Consider the following 16437-nt stretch of genomic DNA (forward strand, 5'->3'; position numbering starts at 1 on the left):
TGTATGCAGCTTAATTATCCTGCTTTGTTTCAGCAGCAGTGCTATATCAATGGTCAATGGGTGCCTGCGGATGGCGAAACCCAAGCGATCAATAACCCGTCGACGGGCCAAATCATCGGCGAGGTCCCTGTGTTTGGTCGTACTCAGGCCGAGCAGAGTGTGGCGGCCGCACACGCCGCGTTTGAGCAGTGGAAACAGACCACCGCCGACCAGCGAGCAGAGCTATTACGCCGCTGGTATGAGCTGATGATTGAACATCGAGATGACTTGGCAACGATTTTGACGCTCGAGCAAGGCAAACCCTTTGCAGAGGCTCAAGGTGAAATCACTTACGCGGCAAGTTTTGTGCAGTGGTACAGTGAAGAGGCGCGCCGTGCTTATGGCGAAATCATTCCCAGCCATCGTAGTAATGGCAAAATTGTTGTCACCAAAGAGCCGATTGGTGTGGTTGCAGCGATCACGCCTTGGAACTTTCCAGCCGCGATGATCACCCGTAAGTGCGCTCCAGCGTTTGCGGCCGGCTGTGCGATGGTGCTAAAGCCCGCGCCAGAAACCCCGTTTACCGCGTTGGCACTGGCAAAACTGGCCGAAGATGCTGGCCTTCCGGCGGGGCTATTTAATGTGGTGACTGGTGATGCGCGTGAGATTGGCGCTGTGTTTACCGCGGATAAACGAGTGCGAAAAGTGTCGTTTACCGGTTCAACCCAAGTCGGCAAGATTTTAATGAATCAGTCGGCCACGACCATCAAAAAGCTGGCGTTAGAACTTGGCGGCAATGCGCCATTTATTGTGTTTGATGACGCGGATATCGACGCCGCCGTCGAGGGGGCAATGATCGCCAAGTTCCGCAACGCGGGCCAAACGTGTGTGTGCGCCAATCGCCTGTTTGTCCACGACGCGGTCTATGACCAGTTTGCGCGCAAACTGGCGGATAAAGTGGCGAGCCTTAAAGTGGGGGATGGCTTTGATGATGGCGTAGTCATAGGTCCGCTGATCAACGCGGGCGCGGTATCAAAAGTGCAAGAACACGTTGACGATGCCCTGAGCAAAGGCGCTACCGCCTTGTGCGGTAAACTGGCGCAAGGCGACCAGCTCTTTGTGCATCCTTTTGTTCTCACCGATATGAGCGATGATATGCTTGTGGCCAGCGAAGAGACCTTTGGCCCGGTGGCACCGCTGTTTCGCTTTACCGATGAAGAGGAGGTCGTGGCGCGCGCCAACTATACCGAATCGGGTCTCGCGGGGTATCTGTACACGCGTTCGCTCGGGCGGGCGTGGCGTGTGGCCGACAAGCTTGAGGTCGGCATGGTCGGTATCAACGAGGGGCTGATTTCTACCGCCGCCGCGCCATTTGGTGGCATTAAGGAGTCGGGGTTGGGCCGTGAAGGCTCGCGCCATGGTATGGATGAGTACCTAGAAATGAAGTACATGTTGATGGGTGGATTAGACGACTAGTCGCGGGTCCATCAGCAAAGCATCTGGCAAGGGAGAGCGATTAATCGCTCTCCCTTTTTTGATTGATGCGAAAGTCAGACGCGGTCTCTCCTTGCTGTTTTTTGAAAAAGCGCGCGAAGTAAGCCGGATCTTGATAGCCGAGTTCATAGGCGACTTGTGATACGGGCATAGGGGTAAGTAGCAGCAGTCGTCGAGCTTCTTGTAACACGCGTTCAGCGACTAAACGTTTTGATGATAATCCACTGATTTTTCGGCATATATCGTTAAGTCTAGCGGTGGTCACACCGAGCTTTTCTGCATAGCCTGGTAAGGTTAAATGCTGCTTGTAGTGCTGTTCTATCATCTGGTTGAAGTGATTGAATAGCGTCACATCACCACTGCGAAACGGGAGAGAAGCGGGTTGGGTGTCGGCGCTGCGCATCACCTCTATCAATACCAACTGCAACAGCGCTTGGCTGGCGACATCCGCCATTAACTGCTGGTTTTTCTGCTCCAGCAGCAACCTATCAAGTAGTGCAGTCAAGGTATCTGGGTGCTCTAAGCGGGTACAGAAAGGCTGCATCGCGGTAGAAGCAGCATCACTGCGACCAATTTCAATATCCAGTAGACGCCAGACTAAGGGCTGCGTGGCGGTAATCACAAACCCGTGTGCGTGATCGTCAGTGACAAAAGAGTGAGGCACGGTTGGGGGAGTAAAAAACAGCGTGGGCCCAGAGTAAGAGTAGTGGCCTTGGTCGAGGACCACATGGGTGGTGCCTTGTAAGATCAAGTGAATTTGGTAGTAACGGTCATGATAATGAGTGGGCATATTGCGACCAAAGAACAGCGCTAGGCTGTCGAGCTTTTCGATATGAAAGTCGCTGTTTTCATAACGCGAATCATACACCTTGCCAATATCTAGGTTGGGTATCGCTACGGGGTCCATCACAACGTCCTGGTACTGGATTGGAGATAGGTTTAAGTCTATCAAAAAATAGTTAACGTGTTATCTATTTCTACGAAAAGTACAAGTGAATGGCGGTAACATCCATTTAACATTACATCTAGTGTGTCAATAATGTGCTCATCGCCCCAATCAAAACAACCACAGGGGCAACGTCAAAAGGAATCGATGATGAAACAGCACAATCCTCTGTTAGAAAAACTCCACACAATTTTGCCGACCATTGCCCAAAATGCGCAACAAGCTGAACAAGATCGTACGCCGCCAGAAGAAAATATTCGGTTACTGCGTGAAATCGGTTTTTTTCGCGCCTTTCAACCGAAAGCGTACGGTGGGTTAGAAATTTCTTTGCCTGAATTTACCGATTGTGTTGCTGCACTCGCTGGTGCGTGTGGCGGCACTGCGTGGGGGGCTAGTTTGCTTGCCACTCACAGCCACCAAATGGCGATGTTCTCAAAACAGGCTCAAGACGAGTTTTGGGGCAGTAATCCAGAAGCGACCGCCAGTTCCAGTATTGCGCCCTTTGGCCAAATCGAAGAGGCCGAGGGTGGGGTGACCATCAATGGTCATATGCGCTGGAGCAGCGGTTGTGACCATGCCGACTGGGCGATTCTTGGTTTCAACCGTTTCGATGAAGATGGCAACAAAGTGTACTGCTTTGGTGTGGTGCCAAGACACGAGTACTCGATCGTCGATGATTGGTATGCCGCGGGGATGAAGTCGAGTGGCACTAAGACTTTAGTGTTGGACAACGTATTTATTCCCGAGCATCGCATTGAAACGGCTAAAGGTATGATGGAAGGCTATTCGGCGGGGTTCGATCTTTACCCTGACAGCGATATTTTCTACACCCCTTACCGTCCGTACTTTGCTTGTGGTTTTGCGGCGATCAGTTTGGGCATTGCTGAGCGCATGTTGGTGGTGTTTAAAGAGAAGCAGAAAAACCGCGTGCGCGCCTATACAGGGGCGAATGTAGGCGTGGCGACTCCCGCTTTGATGCGCTTAGCCGAGTCGACCCATCAAGTTGCGGCGGCGCGTGCGTTACTAGAGAAAACATGGCATGACCACAAAGAGCATGGCGAGCGCAAACAGTACCCTGACGCCGACACCTTGGCTTATTGGCGTACTAATCAAGCCTACGCGGTAAAAATGTGTATTGCCGCGGTCGACCGACTGTTCGACGCCATGGGCGGGATGGCGTGGTTTAGCGATAACGAAGGGCAACGCTTGTTCCGAGACTCGCACATGACAGGCGCTCATGCTTACACCGATTACGATGTGTGCGCGCAAATTTTGGGCCGTCAACTAATGGGCTTAGAGCCAGACCCAACGATGGTGTAACTCCCCCTTTTCCATTCTGTGCTTTGCCAACTCAGACGGTCTACTGAGTTGGCTTTTTTAATGGCTGGCCAACTCAAATTGACGGCGAAACTGGGACGGGGTCATCTGCTTGACGGTTTTGAACTGACGGTTAAAGTTGGAGAGGTTCTGAAATCCCGATTTCTCTGCCACCAAGGAGACTGGAATTTGAGTGTTGACCAAGAGTTCGCAGGCTTTGCCGATACGATATTGCTTTAGGTGGTCTGAAAAACTGACGCCGTAATGCTTCTCGAATAGGCGATACGCCGAGCTCTCGCTTAAATGCAGCGCCTGACACAGGTCGGCAATCTTAATGGATTGATGATAATGGCTTTCAATATAGCGAGAAGCTTGTTCGACGCGGCGGTGGGCATCTTTATCATCCGAAAGTTGATTCAAACGATAAGGGGTGGATGAAATCTTACTGTATTCAAGATCATCACTAAGGTGGATCAGCGCTTCCATGAGCCGAATAGCTTGGTGGTGTCTATCTAGTTGTTCAATCTGACTGAGGAGCTGAGCGACATGGTCAGCGGTTGAGCGCGAAAATTTCACTCCATACGCGGCTTGTTCCAATAACCGCTTCAAGTGGCGCGCTTCGGGGATTGCCGCTTGCAACTTATCTACCCAATGTTGCTTAAACCACACCACGATAGAGTGGTGTACTCTCTCTTCGCTGGCGTTCACTGTGCCTTTGATTAAATGTGGCAATCCCGGACCATACAATAGCACGGTATTCTTGCTGACCGGGCCAATCGCATCTCCCGCTAAATAGTGACCGTTAAATACCTCATCGTCATCGAGATACAGTACCAGTTCATACTCGGCGTGATAGTGCCACGGACAAGTGAAGGTCTGCTTGGGATGCCGACAATAATATTCGCGCACCAACCAGTCATAGTGGGGCGTGTTGAGCACGTTTTCGATGAAAGGTTTCATGGTTGACCTCAATGATCTCGACCGGCATAGAATAGTGTTGCTGTTTCTTTTCTGTCAAAGATTTCTCTAATTTTGAATGATTAGTATCAGACTTGGCTCGAATAACACCATTATGGTTTGGCCAGTTTGGTTAGACTAGCGGCATCAATTATTGGTTCATGAATCACGAGTAGGGGGAATCATGTACAAAGACAAAACGGCCATTTTATTTGTGTTTACTGCGTTTGTGGCGGGGCTATGCAGTGCATTTTTCTACCCATTGTCGAGCTTGTTTATTGTCGAAGAACTGGGTGCTGAGCCGATTAAGCTCAGCCTTTATATGTTTTTATCTGTGGTGAGTTCTGTGGCAGTGTCGCAACTTTTAGCGGCGAAGTCAGATGCTAACTGGTCACGTAAAACCATTTTGCTCGTGGCTTTGGTCTGTTACCTGATCACAGTTTCTAGCTTTACGCTGATCCGTGACTATTGGACGGTGGTGGTGATTGCCACTGTGTTTGGCAGCGTGAGCGGCGCGTCGTTTGGTCAACTGTTTGCTTTGGGGCGTGAATACGCCGACAAGCATGTGGCGAACAGCACCAGTTTCCTATCGACCATGCGTGCGGGCATTGCGATTGCTTGGGTGTTTGGACCGCCGTTGGCATTTATGCTCAAAGCCAGCTTTGGTTTTAATGCGTCATTTTTGGTTTCTGCCGCGATTATTTTGTTGGGTATTGTCGTAATTGTGCTTTTTCTGCCCGATGGCCGAGTAGAGAAAGAGGCTCAACCATCCACGGTTAATGACGGGATTAAGTCAGTGAGTCAACCTGGCCTGATCGCCCTTTACTGTCTTGCTTTGGTGGCCGCGTTCTCAGCCAATAACCTCTACATTACCAGTATGCCTCTCTATTTATCGCAAGAGCTTCGAGTCGACCCGAACTGGCTGGGATTTCTGTTTGGTGCCGCTGCTTTGTGTGAAATTCCGGTGATGCTATGGGCGGGCAAGCTCGCGCAGCGAATGGGCACCATTAAGTTGATGACGTTAGCCGTGGCGAGCGGTGCGCTGTTCTATATTATTATGCTCAGCAGCACGTCTTTTATCGCCATGCTCACAGCGCAATTGCTCAATGGTTTCTTTATTGGTGTTTGCGCCACATTGGGCATGGTGGTGCTACAAGATATGATGCGTGACCGGCTCGGCACCGCCTCGACCTTGTTTACCAGTATGTTGAGTATCAGTATGTTGATGTCGAGCTTATCCGTGGGCGTGGTTGCTCAATTGTTTGATTACTACAGCACACTGTATGTCTCGTTGGCAGGGTCGTCATTGGCGATGGTGCTGTTGACTCTGTTTGCGGCGAAAACTCGGGTTGAGGGTGGGTTGGGTAAAGCGGTGGCGTAGCCGTTTGGCAAGTATGTTGAAAAATTCTACCGCCAAGCGCAGTGGCTGTGCTTGGCGGTATTCGTTTACGCCAGTTTTAGATCGTGTTGTTGGCGATACAGCACCATATCTTCAATGGTCAGCACAGGCATATTGTGAAGTTTGCCGAACGCGATGATCTCAGGTGTTTTGGCCATGCTCCCATCCGGATTGGTCACTTCACACAGAACCCCTGCAGGCTGCAACCCCGCCATTTGCATAAGGTCAATGGTGCCTTCGGTATGACCACGTCGGGTTAACACGCCGCCTTTACGCGCCCGCAGCGGAAATACATGTCCAGGGCGGGCTAGGTCGCTTGGTTGAGCGGTTGGGCTGGCCGCGGTTTTGATGGTGGTGACACGGTCTTGAGCCGATACGCCAGTAGTGACGCCAATCTTAGCTTCAATCGATACGGTAAACGCCGTTTGGTTGGCGCTATTATTGTTTTGCACCATTGGCGCTAGCTCGAGGCGATCGGCTTGCTCTTCTGGCAAACAGAGACACACAATACCGCTACACTCGCGGATCATTAACGCCATTTGCTCAGTGGTGAGTGATTCAACAGAATAGATGATATCGCCTTCATTTTCGCGATCTTCGTCGTCGAGTAACAAGACTCCGCGGCCCTGCTTGAGCGCAGTCAGCGCCTGTTCAACGCGAGTAATAGGGTCGCCGAATTCGGCAAGTAGAGATGACTGATTCATGGTTTACTCCTAATTATCACCAGAATCAGGGCATACAAGAGCACTGAGGTTGATCCCCAGCCAAAACGAAAGGCACCACGACTCGCAGGCGAGGTGGTGAATTTTCATTCTCTCTCATCCGGACTATAACCGTCGGCTCTGGCTTTTCACCAGATCTGCTGACCTCAAAGACATTTGAGCGCTCGCGGGCTCACCCCTTATCTTATGGTGGGGAATACCGCCGGTGGGGAATTTCGCCCCGCCCTGAGAATAAATTAAACGTTTGCTAATATAGCGAACAAATTGTATCGGTTTTGACTTGGAAATCAATATATTCGCAAAATGTCGTCTAAACTTTAGTTTCTAAGGCCGATTCTTATGCTCATCGATAAGGCTTTGAAATGATCGCTCTGTTGGAGAACCAAGGAATGACAAAGTTTTCACGATATCTCTGGGTCGCAATCGTCTTGTGGGTGGTTTGCGCTTTTTACTATTTTTCCTTGTTCGAACATCACGCCTTGATACCGAAACTTGATGAATTTCATTTTGAATTAACCGAACTGGGTAAAGCGCTCAATGAATAAACGCTCTGTCATCGAACTGCCGTTAGCGCTGGCGTTTGCCTTGTCTGCGACGCTATTTCTCGCCTACAAAGCTCAATATGTCGCGTTGGGGAATATCGAACATTCATTTTACTCTCATGCCCAGAGCATGATTCACATGCGTAGTTACGTTCAATTGGTTGAACCCCAAGACACTCCATCGATTGCGCGACTGAATAGCCAAATCGACGCCATGACTCGAGAGTTAGACGAGTTAGTTGACGCATCGTTGAAAGTGGAAGCTGACTTTCCAGATGCAGTCTGGCCTCAAGGTATGCTCAACCACATCGTTGCCGAGTATACCGACATCGCCAGCCAATACTTAGTGGTGTTAGCGGCGTATTTACACGAGAAGTCGCTGCATGGTTCATCGGCTCAGTTGAGGGAGTATAGGAACCAATTGCTCGCTGATGACCTCGATGAAGCCATTGAACATTTACATGAAGGGTTGGTAAAGCAACAGTTTTCGAGTAATCACGCGCTAGTCAGCTGGTTGATCGCTTCTGCGCTATGTTTGTTCTCAGTCGTGGCGCTCTATTTACTCTCCAACATGAACAAGTTGAAACGGACCCAAGTGCTACTCGAAGACGCAGTTAAAGCAGCTGAAGAGGCCAACAAAGCAAAATCGATGTTTTTGGCAACCATGAGTCACGAAATCCGAACACCGATGAACGGTGTAATTGGTATGGCGCAAATTTTGGCCTCTGAAATCAAAGATCCTAAACACAAAGAAAGCTTAGATATCTTGCTTGATTCAAGTCATCACCTGATGTCAGTGCTAAACGAAATTCTTGATCTCTCCAAGTTAGAGCAGCATAAGTTAGTGCTGCAGCAAGCGCCTTTCGCTTTAAAACCATTACTCTCTCCAGTGGTCAGTGTTTTCACATCGCTGGTGTCTGAGAAAGGAGTCGCGCTAACAATCGGTGCCGAGGACATTCCAGACGACCTAGTGGTGGTGGGAGACAAAGCGCGGATTCGCCAAATCATCTACAACTTGGTCGGTAATGCAGTCAAGTTCACTTCTCAGGGAGAGATTCGCGTCGAACTCCACTATCAACCCGACACTGAACGTTTAACTATCGTGGTTGAAGATAGCGGGATTGGCATCCCAACAGAGAAACTAGACACGATTTTTCACTCCTTTGAGCAAGTTGAAGACAAGGTTGGAGAAGGGTATGGAGGAACGGGACTCGGGCTGTCGATCGTCAAGCACCTGTGTGTCGCGATGCAAGGGGAGGTCACAGTGGACAGCAAGTTGGGTCAAGGGAGTCGATTTACCGCAGTGATGACTCTGCCACAGGGATGTGTGACTCCAGCCGAGCTGGCTCAAAATGGCACCAGCGCTGCAAATGCTCCCCGCGCACTCAAAGTATTACTTGTGGAAGATAATCGAGTCAATCAAGTGGTCGGCAAACGCTTATGTGAGCGATTGGGGTACGAAGTAACATTAGCCGAAAACGGTCAAGTTGCGTTAGAGCGGATTGACCAGCAAGCTTTCGACTTGGTCTTTATGGATAACCAGATGCCTGTAATGGGTGGGTTAGAGGCGACGCACATCTTACGCAATGATAAGGGTTATCAAGGCGGCATTTTTGCGTTTACCGCCGATACCACTTCCGAAACTCACGATAAATTTGTCGCCAATGGTGCCGATCGAGTGCTTAACAAACCGATTCAACTGGAAGAACTAGAGCGAGCTATTGAGCACTACTTTGCAACGAGCTAACGCTACACGCACGCCTTGATGATAACCTAGTTTTATTATTCTTATAATTAATGATAATTTTCTATAATTCAAACGGCTCCATATACTCTCCTTATCGAAACGGGGACATCTCCCCAATACGTCTAATTTAGGGGCTGTATTATGAAAATGAATCATGTGGGTATTATGGTCGGCGACATGGACCAAGCGGTTGAATTCTACACTCAAGTACTGGGTTTGAAAGTCGTGATGGCAAATACCAAAGTGGTTGAAGAGCGAGAATCGGCCATTGGAAGAATGTGTATCGCGGTATTTGGTGAAGGCTTTAAAGGCTTTAATATTGCTCATTTGGTCACCACTGATGGTATCGGTGTGGAATTGTTTGAAATGAAACAGCGCGATGAACGTCATGTGGTCGACTTCAAACGTCTAGGTATCTTCCACTTCTGTCTACAAACCGATGACTTTGAAAGTGTCATGGCGAAGACTGAGCAATATGGCGGCAAAGTACGTATGGATGTGATGCGCTATCACCCAGAAGATGACAATAAACCAGCGAAAATGGTCTACCTCGAGGACCCGTTTGGTAACTTGTTCGAGCTGTACTCTCACACTTATGAAGAAACTTACGCGTCTGACTACGAGTGATTGAACTGCACTGACCATAGAAGAGGGTGTTGGCTTGGCCAACGCCCTTTTTTGATGTCGATATCCCGTGACAGGTTGATGAAATGTGGTCGTATCGCCTAGTAAAGACGCGATCTTGTTCTATAGTCAGATCCGTTGGTCTGACGCGGTTTGTCGAGTCTCGGCCAATGAACATGACGGTTATCTAACCCCACAGAAAGCAAAGGAAGAATCGATGTTTGCAGATAAAGTGTGTGTAGTGACAGGGGCTGCACAAGGAATTGGCCGAGCGATCACCGAACGATTTGCCGACCAAGGTGCGACTATGGTTTACGCGATTGATCTTAACCATCAGGGTTTGAGTGAGGCATACAGTCACCTCGACAATGTCACCGGTGTGACCTTAGATATTTGTGATCGGGTCGCTGTGACAGAGTTAATTGCACAAATTAAGCAGGCTTACCAACGTGTTGATGTGCTGGTGAACAATGCGGGGATCACTCGTGATGCCTTGATCGATAAAATGACCGAGCAAGAGTGGGACTTGGTCATCGATGTGAACTTAAAAGGCGTGTTCAACCTCACTCAAGCGGTGGCCCCTTTGATGATGGAAAACAATTACGGCTCGATTGTCACTATGTCATCGGTGGTGGGGACAGACGGTAATATTGGCCAAACTAACTACGCCGCAACCAAAGGCGGTGTGATCGCGATGACCAAAAGCTGGGCCAAGGAATTTGCGCGCAAAGGGGCGCAAGTGCGAGCGAACTGCGTCGCGCCGGGATTTGTGGCCACCCCGATGACAGAGAATCTACCCGAGAAAGTGCTTGATATGATGAAACAAAAAACGCCACTTGGGCGAATGGGGACCACAGAAGATATCGCCAACGGAGTTGAGTTTCTCGCCAGTGATAAAGCGAGCTTTATTACGGGTCAGGTGCTTAAGGTTGATGGTGGATTAGTGCTTTAACGTATAGTTAACTAGCTTGGCTAAACCAAGGGTGTTTTTTTTGCGTATTAAGCTTGGTGTTTATTTAGTTGGATACGAAATGGTGTTAGCCAGTGACGAGCAGTCTCGAATCATCGAGATGGCATGGGAAGACCGAACCCCGTTTGAAGCGATAGAGACTCAGTTTGGCCTGAGTGAGCAACAGGTAATTCGCTTGATGCGTCAGAGCCTTAAGCCGAGTAGCTTCAAGTTGTGGCGTAAGCGCGTATCGGGCCGAGCCACCAAACACTGCGCGCTTCGCAGCCCAAATGTTACACGCGGCTACTGTCCAACCCAGTACAAACCGCGTTAACACGTCAACCCCATGCCAATGTCGTTATATTGGCTGGATGTTATGTCTAGTTTTTAATTTGGGCATCAATGAGGCCTGGAAAACGTCATATTATACAGCCTCATCCCAATAAGGGACGTCACCGTAATAATTGCTCAGAAACTCGATAAAAGCGCTTAACTTGTTGGCAATTAACTTACGGTGCGGGTATACCGCATATAGTGCCAATGGCTCTGGCTCAAACTCTTTAAGAATAACGCGAAGCTTGCCCTTTTTCACCGCGTCAGACACGATAAAAGTGGGCTGATAAACATAACCTTCTCCCGCAATTGCAGACTCAACGAGAATATCGCCATTATTGCAGCAGATACCGACACTTTGCTCTTTCGACGAGCGCTTTAGTGCATTCATAAGTGGCGACTCGGAATGAGTGTAATCCATGTAACTGTAGCTTAATAGGTGTTCTGGAATTAGTTGATCCGGATGTTCAGGCGTACCATGCTGATCAAGATAATCGGGAGATGCGCACATAACTAACCTAATCGGAGCGATACGTTTTGCGATTAAAGATGAGCTTTTTAATTGTCCGATTCTCAGTGCCAGATCAAAGCCCTCTTCAACCACATCGATTTTCCTATCATTGAGCTGCAGATCGATACCGACAGCCGGATTGAGCTGTTTAAACTCCCGAATAAGTGTGGCGAGGTGTTTGGTCGCAAAGGAGACGGGGGCACTGATACGCAGTAGACCTTGCGCCTCGTTCTTTAATTGCCCCAAACTCCCTTCCATATCTTGAATGCTTTCTAATATGTGCTGAACGTGTTGCACACACTGTTCACCTGCTTCCGTGAGATGTACTTTTCTCGTTGTGCGGTTAAACAAACGTACCCCCAGTCGAGCTTCAAAATGAGAAACGTACTTACTCACCAACTGGTTCGATGTGTCCAGTCTTTCAGCTGCTTTGGTAAAACTGCCTTCTTTAGCCACCATGAGAAATGCCTTCATCGTGTCAATTCTGTCCATTACCCCACTCCATTAAATAGCCGCATTGCCAATATTATATTGGTAATTATTAAATAAAATCTGCATTTATCATCTAATTATTAGAAAGTAATCTTATCCCCAAGTTAAGACACAATTGAAAGAATCAACGTAGAGGAAAAACCATGAATAAAGACATGTTTAACAAAGTCATTCAATCCAATGCTGGCTTTGCGGCACTAGTACTGAGAGTTCCAGTAGGCATCGTTTTGACAGCACATGGCGCGCAAAAATTGTTTGGCTGGTTGGGTGGCTACGGACTGGAAGGTACTGGTCAATGGATGGCAAGCATTGGACTCGCCCCTGGCTACCTAATGGCATTGATGGCGGGTAGTGCAGAGTTCTTCGGAGGGTTGGCCTTGGTATTTGGCCTTCTTACTCGTCCTGCTGCACTGGTCAATGCATTTGCCATGTTGGTGGCTATCTTCAGCGTGCACATCAGTCACGGCTTGTTTATCAGCAATAACGGTTACGAATTTGCTTTGGCGTTGTTCGCGGCGACTTTAGCGCTAGCTATACAAGGTGGTGGAAAGTTTGCGATTGATAACCGCTTAAGCGGGTTACTTGGCGCAACCAAATCCGCTTAAAAGTAGCGATCAGACTCGAAACAACTTGGACAAACAAAAGAGCCCCACGGCGTTCGCCTACAGGGTGTCTCATCATAAAAAGGTAAGATTATGTTGGTAAATGGCCAGTGGGAACGTAAGTGGGACCCGATTCAAAACAAAGATAGTGAAGGCCGCTTCATCCGTCAAAGTAGTGCATTTACACATCGCATTGACGATGCACAAGCTGCAGTAAACAAAGGTTTGCGACTTTATGTGGCTTACATTTGTCCGTGGGCGACTCGCACATTAATTGCACGCTCACTACTTAACCTAGAAGACGTCATTGACGTTAAAATAGTAGAGCCAGTATTAACGGATTTTGGCTGGCAATTTGGTGGTAAATCGGATTCAACGCCTGGATCAACAGAGAGTGGGATAGACAGCGTTGAATACGCTCATCACCTCTACACGATGACCGATGACCAATACACGGGCCGAGCAACAGTGCCTATACTTTGGGATAGTGGTGACAACAAAATTATCAACAATGAATCTGCTGACATTCTTCATATTTTGAATGAAGACTTACGGCCAGTTCATCATTCAGACATCAATTTGTATCCCGTTGAAATGATGTCACAAATTGATGAGTTTAACGCCAGTATTTACGACAGCCTAAACAATGGCGTTTACCGGGCGGGATTTGCGTCCAGCCAGAAAGCATACGATGAAGCGATAGTGGATATTTTCGCTCGGTTGGAAGAACTAGAAGCACACTTTGCAAACAACGATTTTGCCGTTGGTAACCAGTTAACAGAAAGCGATATTCGGTTATTCGTTACCTTGGTTCGCTTTGATGTGGCTTATCATGGTTTGTTTAAAACCAATATCAAGGCGATCTCCGATTACCCAGCCTTGTCGGCGTATTTAGACCGCTTGTTGCAAATTGAGGCCTTTGCGAAAAACACCCGTGTCGATCATATTAAAGCGGGCTACTACTCTATAACCGCGCTCAATCCATCACGTATTGTTCCTCAAGGCCCACACAGGGATTGGTTCAAATATTTACCGGAGGGAGTATGAGACTCGCACCTCTGATGTTCGTTGGTCACGGCTCTCCGATGTTTGCGCTAGGCGCAGACATCGACATTCAACGACAGGCGACCGATAACTTAACCAACCAAATTGCTCAATTTGATGATGTGGAAGCTATTTTGGTGATATCACCCCATTGGCTTACCTATGGTAATGTCGTTCTCACCAATGAGCATCCAGAAACCATTTACGACTTCGGTGGCTTTCCATCTGAGTTATATCAGTTGAAGTATCCTGCGTTGGGTTCACGCATTGCTGCGAAGAAAATCATAGACCTATTGAACACCGACGGTTTTGAAACGACAGTGGATAACGAACGAGGCTGGGATCACGGTGTTTGGGTACCGCTGCGTCATTTGCGTCCACAGGCAGACAAGCCCATAGTGCAGTTGTCGTTAAACGTTAACCTGTCAGTCGATGAGTTGGAAAAGCTAGGAATAACGTTAAAACAATTGCGTAAGCAAGGTATTGCGGTTATCTGCTCAGGTAGCGTGACGCATAATCTGCATGACCTTCGAATGAGCCACGAACGAGTTGCTGATTATGCTCACAATTTTGAAAGATGGGTCCGACGCATTGCTTTTGAAGGAAATGTCACTGACGCTAAGCAGCCTCATATAAAGTCGGCTCACTATGCAAAATCACACCCTACATCAGAGCATTACTTGCCGTTGATTGTTGCTTTGGCCGCAATAGATGACGCGGATCGCTTTGGAGTGTTGGAAAGCCCAATCTTGCATCATTCCATCTCAATGGAAAGTTATGTTTGGTCTCAATAAGTTGAGAATGCCACCAAATAGAAGGAAAGAGGGGACCAAACACCCAACTAAGCGACATATATTCGCGCCGAGCAGGCTGATTAAAGCCTGTATCTACCCGGTTGCGTCATCCGTTTATTCACTGGGGACAGGTCAAACAAGGGCTGATTGTGGCGCTTAAAAGTACCGGTTGTAATAAACCCCCACCAACTTGTCGTGGCTTTTCTCGATGTGGAGGCGAATATCATCTTTATTGCTGATGTGAAAGCGCGTATCCCCAACTAGGGTATAGTCCCAGCCACTGCCGTTTATACCTAGTGAGGGCACTATTCTTAGGTGGGTTTTCCACCGTTCTGGCCAGCGATACAATACGCCTAGTGGGAACTGAAAAGCCGAGTCGTCGAGGTAGGCGAAATCGACCTGTCCGCCGATCATTGTATAGGCGGAAAGGCGAGTAGAACGGCGGGAAGCCAAGCCTAAATAGCCTTTGAAATAGGGCCGATAACATTCGTCACTGCGGCATTCACTATGCTCAACCGAGAGCGCCAATTGCCATGCGAGGCGATCATTTTCAAACAACTCCACATCATTGGTGTTGAGTGAAGCAACGTTTAAGACATCTAGCTTTTTAAGGCGCAACTTGTCATCAGTGATGTGGAGCTCCGTATCCATAACCGTAAGCGCAGAGTCTTTGAGTCGTGCGACATCAATAGACAAAAAATCATAGTAAGCGCCATAGCCTTTTAAACTGACATAGCCGCCGTAGTCGTCGCTATAACCTGTCCCGACCCCAAGGTTAATCGGTAGCTGCGCTAAATGAGGTGGTTGAGCGTGACTCTTTGGCCAGTCGACACTAAAGCTATCCAACTGCAGTCTTGCGAGCAGCAGTTGACGCTTTTGTTCTTGATAGTGATTATCAGGCTCGTCGTCTGTGACTAATAGTAGCTCTGTGTACTCGGTTAACACGTCAAGTACCTTGGCTTTTTCATAGTCAGAGAAATCACTGGACTGCATCAATGACTTTAATGCAGAAAGATCGTTGGCGATAGAAAGTGCCTGCTGTTTTTCTGCATCGCTAAGCGCAAGGTACTTATTTTGAATACGGCTGTACTTGGATTGACGTTGATTGACTTTTTTGACCAAAGGTTGCCCATGATGCTCTACGTCCGGAAGGGCGTGGAATATATCAATCGGCATATCCCACGGCTGAAGGCCAGTATCGAGGGGCTGAGCCAGAACAATATTCAAAATGTCTTTAAACGCGGTTGAGCAGTTATCGCTTAGGAAGTAATAGTTGAAATTTACATCCTGCAGCTCAAACAGATGCGCTTGTATTAGCGCCACTTCTTGCTTGGTTAGGTTAAGTTCATACTCCCATAACTCCCGCTGTTCGTTCTCTGCATAATTACCGGTATGGAGATAGTAAGTGGCGGTGGTGTAAGTGGCACTGTAGCCACCAAAAATCCCATACAGAACATACTTAACTGGGTTGTCGTTCGGGTCTGCATTTGCTCCGAAATTAATACCCGTATCGAGCAGCTCGATATCGGTTTTGTTGTCGCCCTGACGGTTAAATTTCATCATCAGGTGACCGAAAAAAGAGGCAGGGTTGCCAAGATATCCGGTGACATAAACAAGACTGACCGACTCAGTTTTGCTGTGCTGAATCCATTGTTGATAGTCATCGCAATCTTGCAGTGACAACGCGAGATCGGAGCCGAAGATGTCTTTGATCCAGATGTAACGGGCAGGGTAACGGCAATGCGTTGTTGATGATGGTGAAGTCAAAGCGCTGAGCGTGGCCGTGAGCTCTTCTGCTGCATCAAAATTTCCGTTTTCGGCAAGAAAGAAATCTGGGCTGGAGATGGTACTGCGGCCATTTTTAAAGTGGAGCAGTTTGGACCACTGAGACATCTGCTCTTCACTAAGTGAAGCAGAGGCTGATGCGGGCCAAGAGTAGAGTAGCGCGACAAAAACGAGTAGAGCTAAACACGAAGATACACCAT

Annotated in this window: 16 protein-coding genes and 1 riboswitch; of the genes, 11 read left to right on the forward strand and 5 right to left on the reverse strand. The window is 48.3% G+C overall.

The genetic code is table 11. The features are described from left to right. The first annotated feature begins 3 nt into the window (after positions 1-3). Positions 4-1455 carry an NAD-dependent succinate-semialdehyde dehydrogenase gene (locus tag FCU94_RS17710; protein ID WP_176289792.1) on the forward strand — a complete coding sequence of 484 codons (1452 nt, stop codon included), beginning with the start codon at positions 4-6 and terminating at the stop codon, positions 1453-1455. A gap of 40 nt (positions 1456-1495) precedes the next feature. Here the strand turns inward: FCU94_RS17710 and hpaA are convergent, their stop codons facing one another. After that, on the reverse strand, positions 1496-2380 hold the full coding sequence (gene hpaA / locus FCU94_RS17715; RefSeq protein ID WP_176289793.1) for a 4-hydroxyphenylacetate catabolism regulatory protein HpaA: 885 nt from the start codon (positions 2378-2380) through the stop codon (positions 1496-1498). Between the two features lie 186 nt (positions 2381-2566). Between hpaA and FCU94_RS17720 the strand changes: the two genes are divergently transcribed. Beyond that, the gene (locus FCU94_RS17720; protein WP_217906491.1) at positions 2567-3739 is read left to right on the forward strand and encodes a p-hydroxyphenylacetate 3-hydroxylase oxygenase component; all 1173 of its coding nucleotides are present in this window, start codon (positions 2567-2569) and stop codon (positions 3737-3739) included. A 57-nt stretch (positions 3740-3796) separates the two neighbouring features. Here FCU94_RS17720 and FCU94_RS17725 read toward each other — a convergent pair whose 3' ends face one another. Next, a complete protein-coding gene (locus FCU94_RS17725) occupies positions 3797-4696 on the reverse strand; it encodes an AraC family transcriptional regulator (RefSeq protein ID WP_176289795.1) in 900 nt (299 codons plus the stop codon). Between the two features lie 181 nt (positions 4697-4877). Between FCU94_RS17725 and FCU94_RS17730 the strand changes: the two genes are divergently transcribed. Beyond that, on the forward strand, positions 4878-6074 hold the full coding sequence (locus tag FCU94_RS17730) for a sugar efflux transporter (RefSeq protein ID WP_176289796.1): 1197 nt from the start codon (positions 4878-4880) through the stop codon (positions 6072-6074). Between the two features lie 65 nt (positions 6075-6139). On the opposite strand, the gene ribB is transcribed toward FCU94_RS17730, so the two are convergent. Further along, positions 6140-6796 (reverse strand): 3,4-dihydroxy-2-butanone-4-phosphate synthase, encoded by a 657-nt coding sequence (ribB, locus tag FCU94_RS17735; protein WP_176289797.1) that lies wholly within the window; start codon positions 6794-6796, stop codon positions 6140-6142. 102 nt (positions 6797-6898) lie between these two features. Then, positions 6899-7051: riboswitch (FMN riboswitch) on the reverse strand. A gap of 152 nt (positions 7052-7203) precedes the next feature. Between ribB and FCU94_RS17740 the strand changes: the two genes are divergently transcribed. The 5 genes from FCU94_RS17740 to FCU94_RS17760 all read left to right on the forward strand — a co-directional run bounded on the left by FCU94_RS17740 (position 7204) and on the right by FCU94_RS17760 (position 11010). Further along, positions 7204-7359: a hypothetical protein gene (locus tag FCU94_RS17740; RefSeq protein ID WP_176289798.1), complete on the forward strand. Its 156-nt coding sequence runs from the start codon at positions 7204-7206 to the stop codon at positions 7357-7359. Continuing rightward, the gene (locus FCU94_RS17745) at positions 7352-9103 is read left to right on the forward strand and encodes an ATP-binding protein (RefSeq protein WP_176289799.1); all 1752 of its coding nucleotides are present in this window, start codon (positions 7352-7354) and stop codon (positions 9101-9103) included. Before FCU94_RS17740 ends, FCU94_RS17745 begins: the two co-directional genes overlap by 8 nt. Before the next feature lie 141 nt (positions 9104-9244). Further along, on the forward strand, positions 9245-9730 hold the full coding sequence (locus FCU94_RS17750; RefSeq protein ID WP_176289800.1) for a VOC family protein: 486 nt from the start codon (positions 9245-9247) through the stop codon (positions 9728-9730). A gap of 214 nt (positions 9731-9944) precedes the next feature. Further along, complete coding sequence (locus FCU94_RS17755) at positions 9945-10679, forward strand: beta-ketoacyl-ACP reductase (protein ID WP_176290082.1); 735 nt, start codon at positions 9945-9947, stop codon at positions 10677-10679. Between the two features lie 79 nt (positions 10680-10758). Then, a complete protein-coding gene (locus tag FCU94_RS17760) occupies positions 10759-11010 on the forward strand; it encodes a TIGR03643 family protein (protein WP_176290083.1) in 252 nt (83 codons plus the stop codon). A 90-nt stretch (positions 11011-11100) separates the two neighbouring features. Here the strand turns inward: FCU94_RS17760 and FCU94_RS17765 are convergent, their stop codons facing one another. Next, positions 11101-12012 (reverse strand): LysR family transcriptional regulator, encoded by a 912-nt coding sequence (locus FCU94_RS17765; protein ID WP_176289801.1) that lies wholly within the window; start codon positions 12010-12012, stop codon positions 11101-11103. Between the two features lie 143 nt (positions 12013-12155). Here FCU94_RS17765 and FCU94_RS17770 point away from each other — a divergent pair, with 143 nt between their 5' ends. From FCU94_RS17770 to FCU94_RS17780, 3 genes are all read left to right on the forward strand, one after another. Further along, a complete protein-coding gene (locus FCU94_RS17770; RefSeq protein ID WP_176289802.1) occupies positions 12156-12617 on the forward strand; it encodes a DoxX family protein in 462 nt (153 codons plus the stop codon). Between the two features lie 90 nt (positions 12618-12707). Then, positions 12708-13661, forward strand: coding sequence for a glutathione S-transferase family protein (locus FCU94_RS17775; protein ID WP_176289803.1), 954 nt, complete (start codon positions 12708-12710; stop codon positions 13659-13661). Then, positions 13658-14452 (forward strand): DODA-type extradiol aromatic ring-opening family dioxygenase, encoded by a 795-nt coding sequence (locus tag FCU94_RS17780; RefSeq protein WP_176289804.1) that lies wholly within the window; start codon positions 13658-13660, stop codon positions 14450-14452. The genes FCU94_RS17775 and FCU94_RS17780 overlap by 4 nt, the downstream gene beginning before the upstream one ends. Positions 14453-14608: 156 nt before the next feature. On the opposite strand, the gene FCU94_RS17785 is transcribed toward FCU94_RS17780, so the two are convergent. After that, positions 14609-16345: an Lnb N-terminal periplasmic domain-containing protein gene (locus FCU94_RS17785; RefSeq protein WP_176289805.1), complete on the reverse strand. Its 1737-nt coding sequence runs from the start codon at positions 16343-16345 to the stop codon at positions 14609-14611. Positions 16346-16437: the final 92 nt, after the last annotated feature.

The sequence above is a fragment of the Vibrio sp. JPW-9-11-11 genome (genome assembly GCF_013369335.1).
Classification (GTDB): domain Bacteria; phylum Pseudomonadota; class Gammaproteobacteria; order Enterobacterales; family Vibrionaceae; genus Vibrio.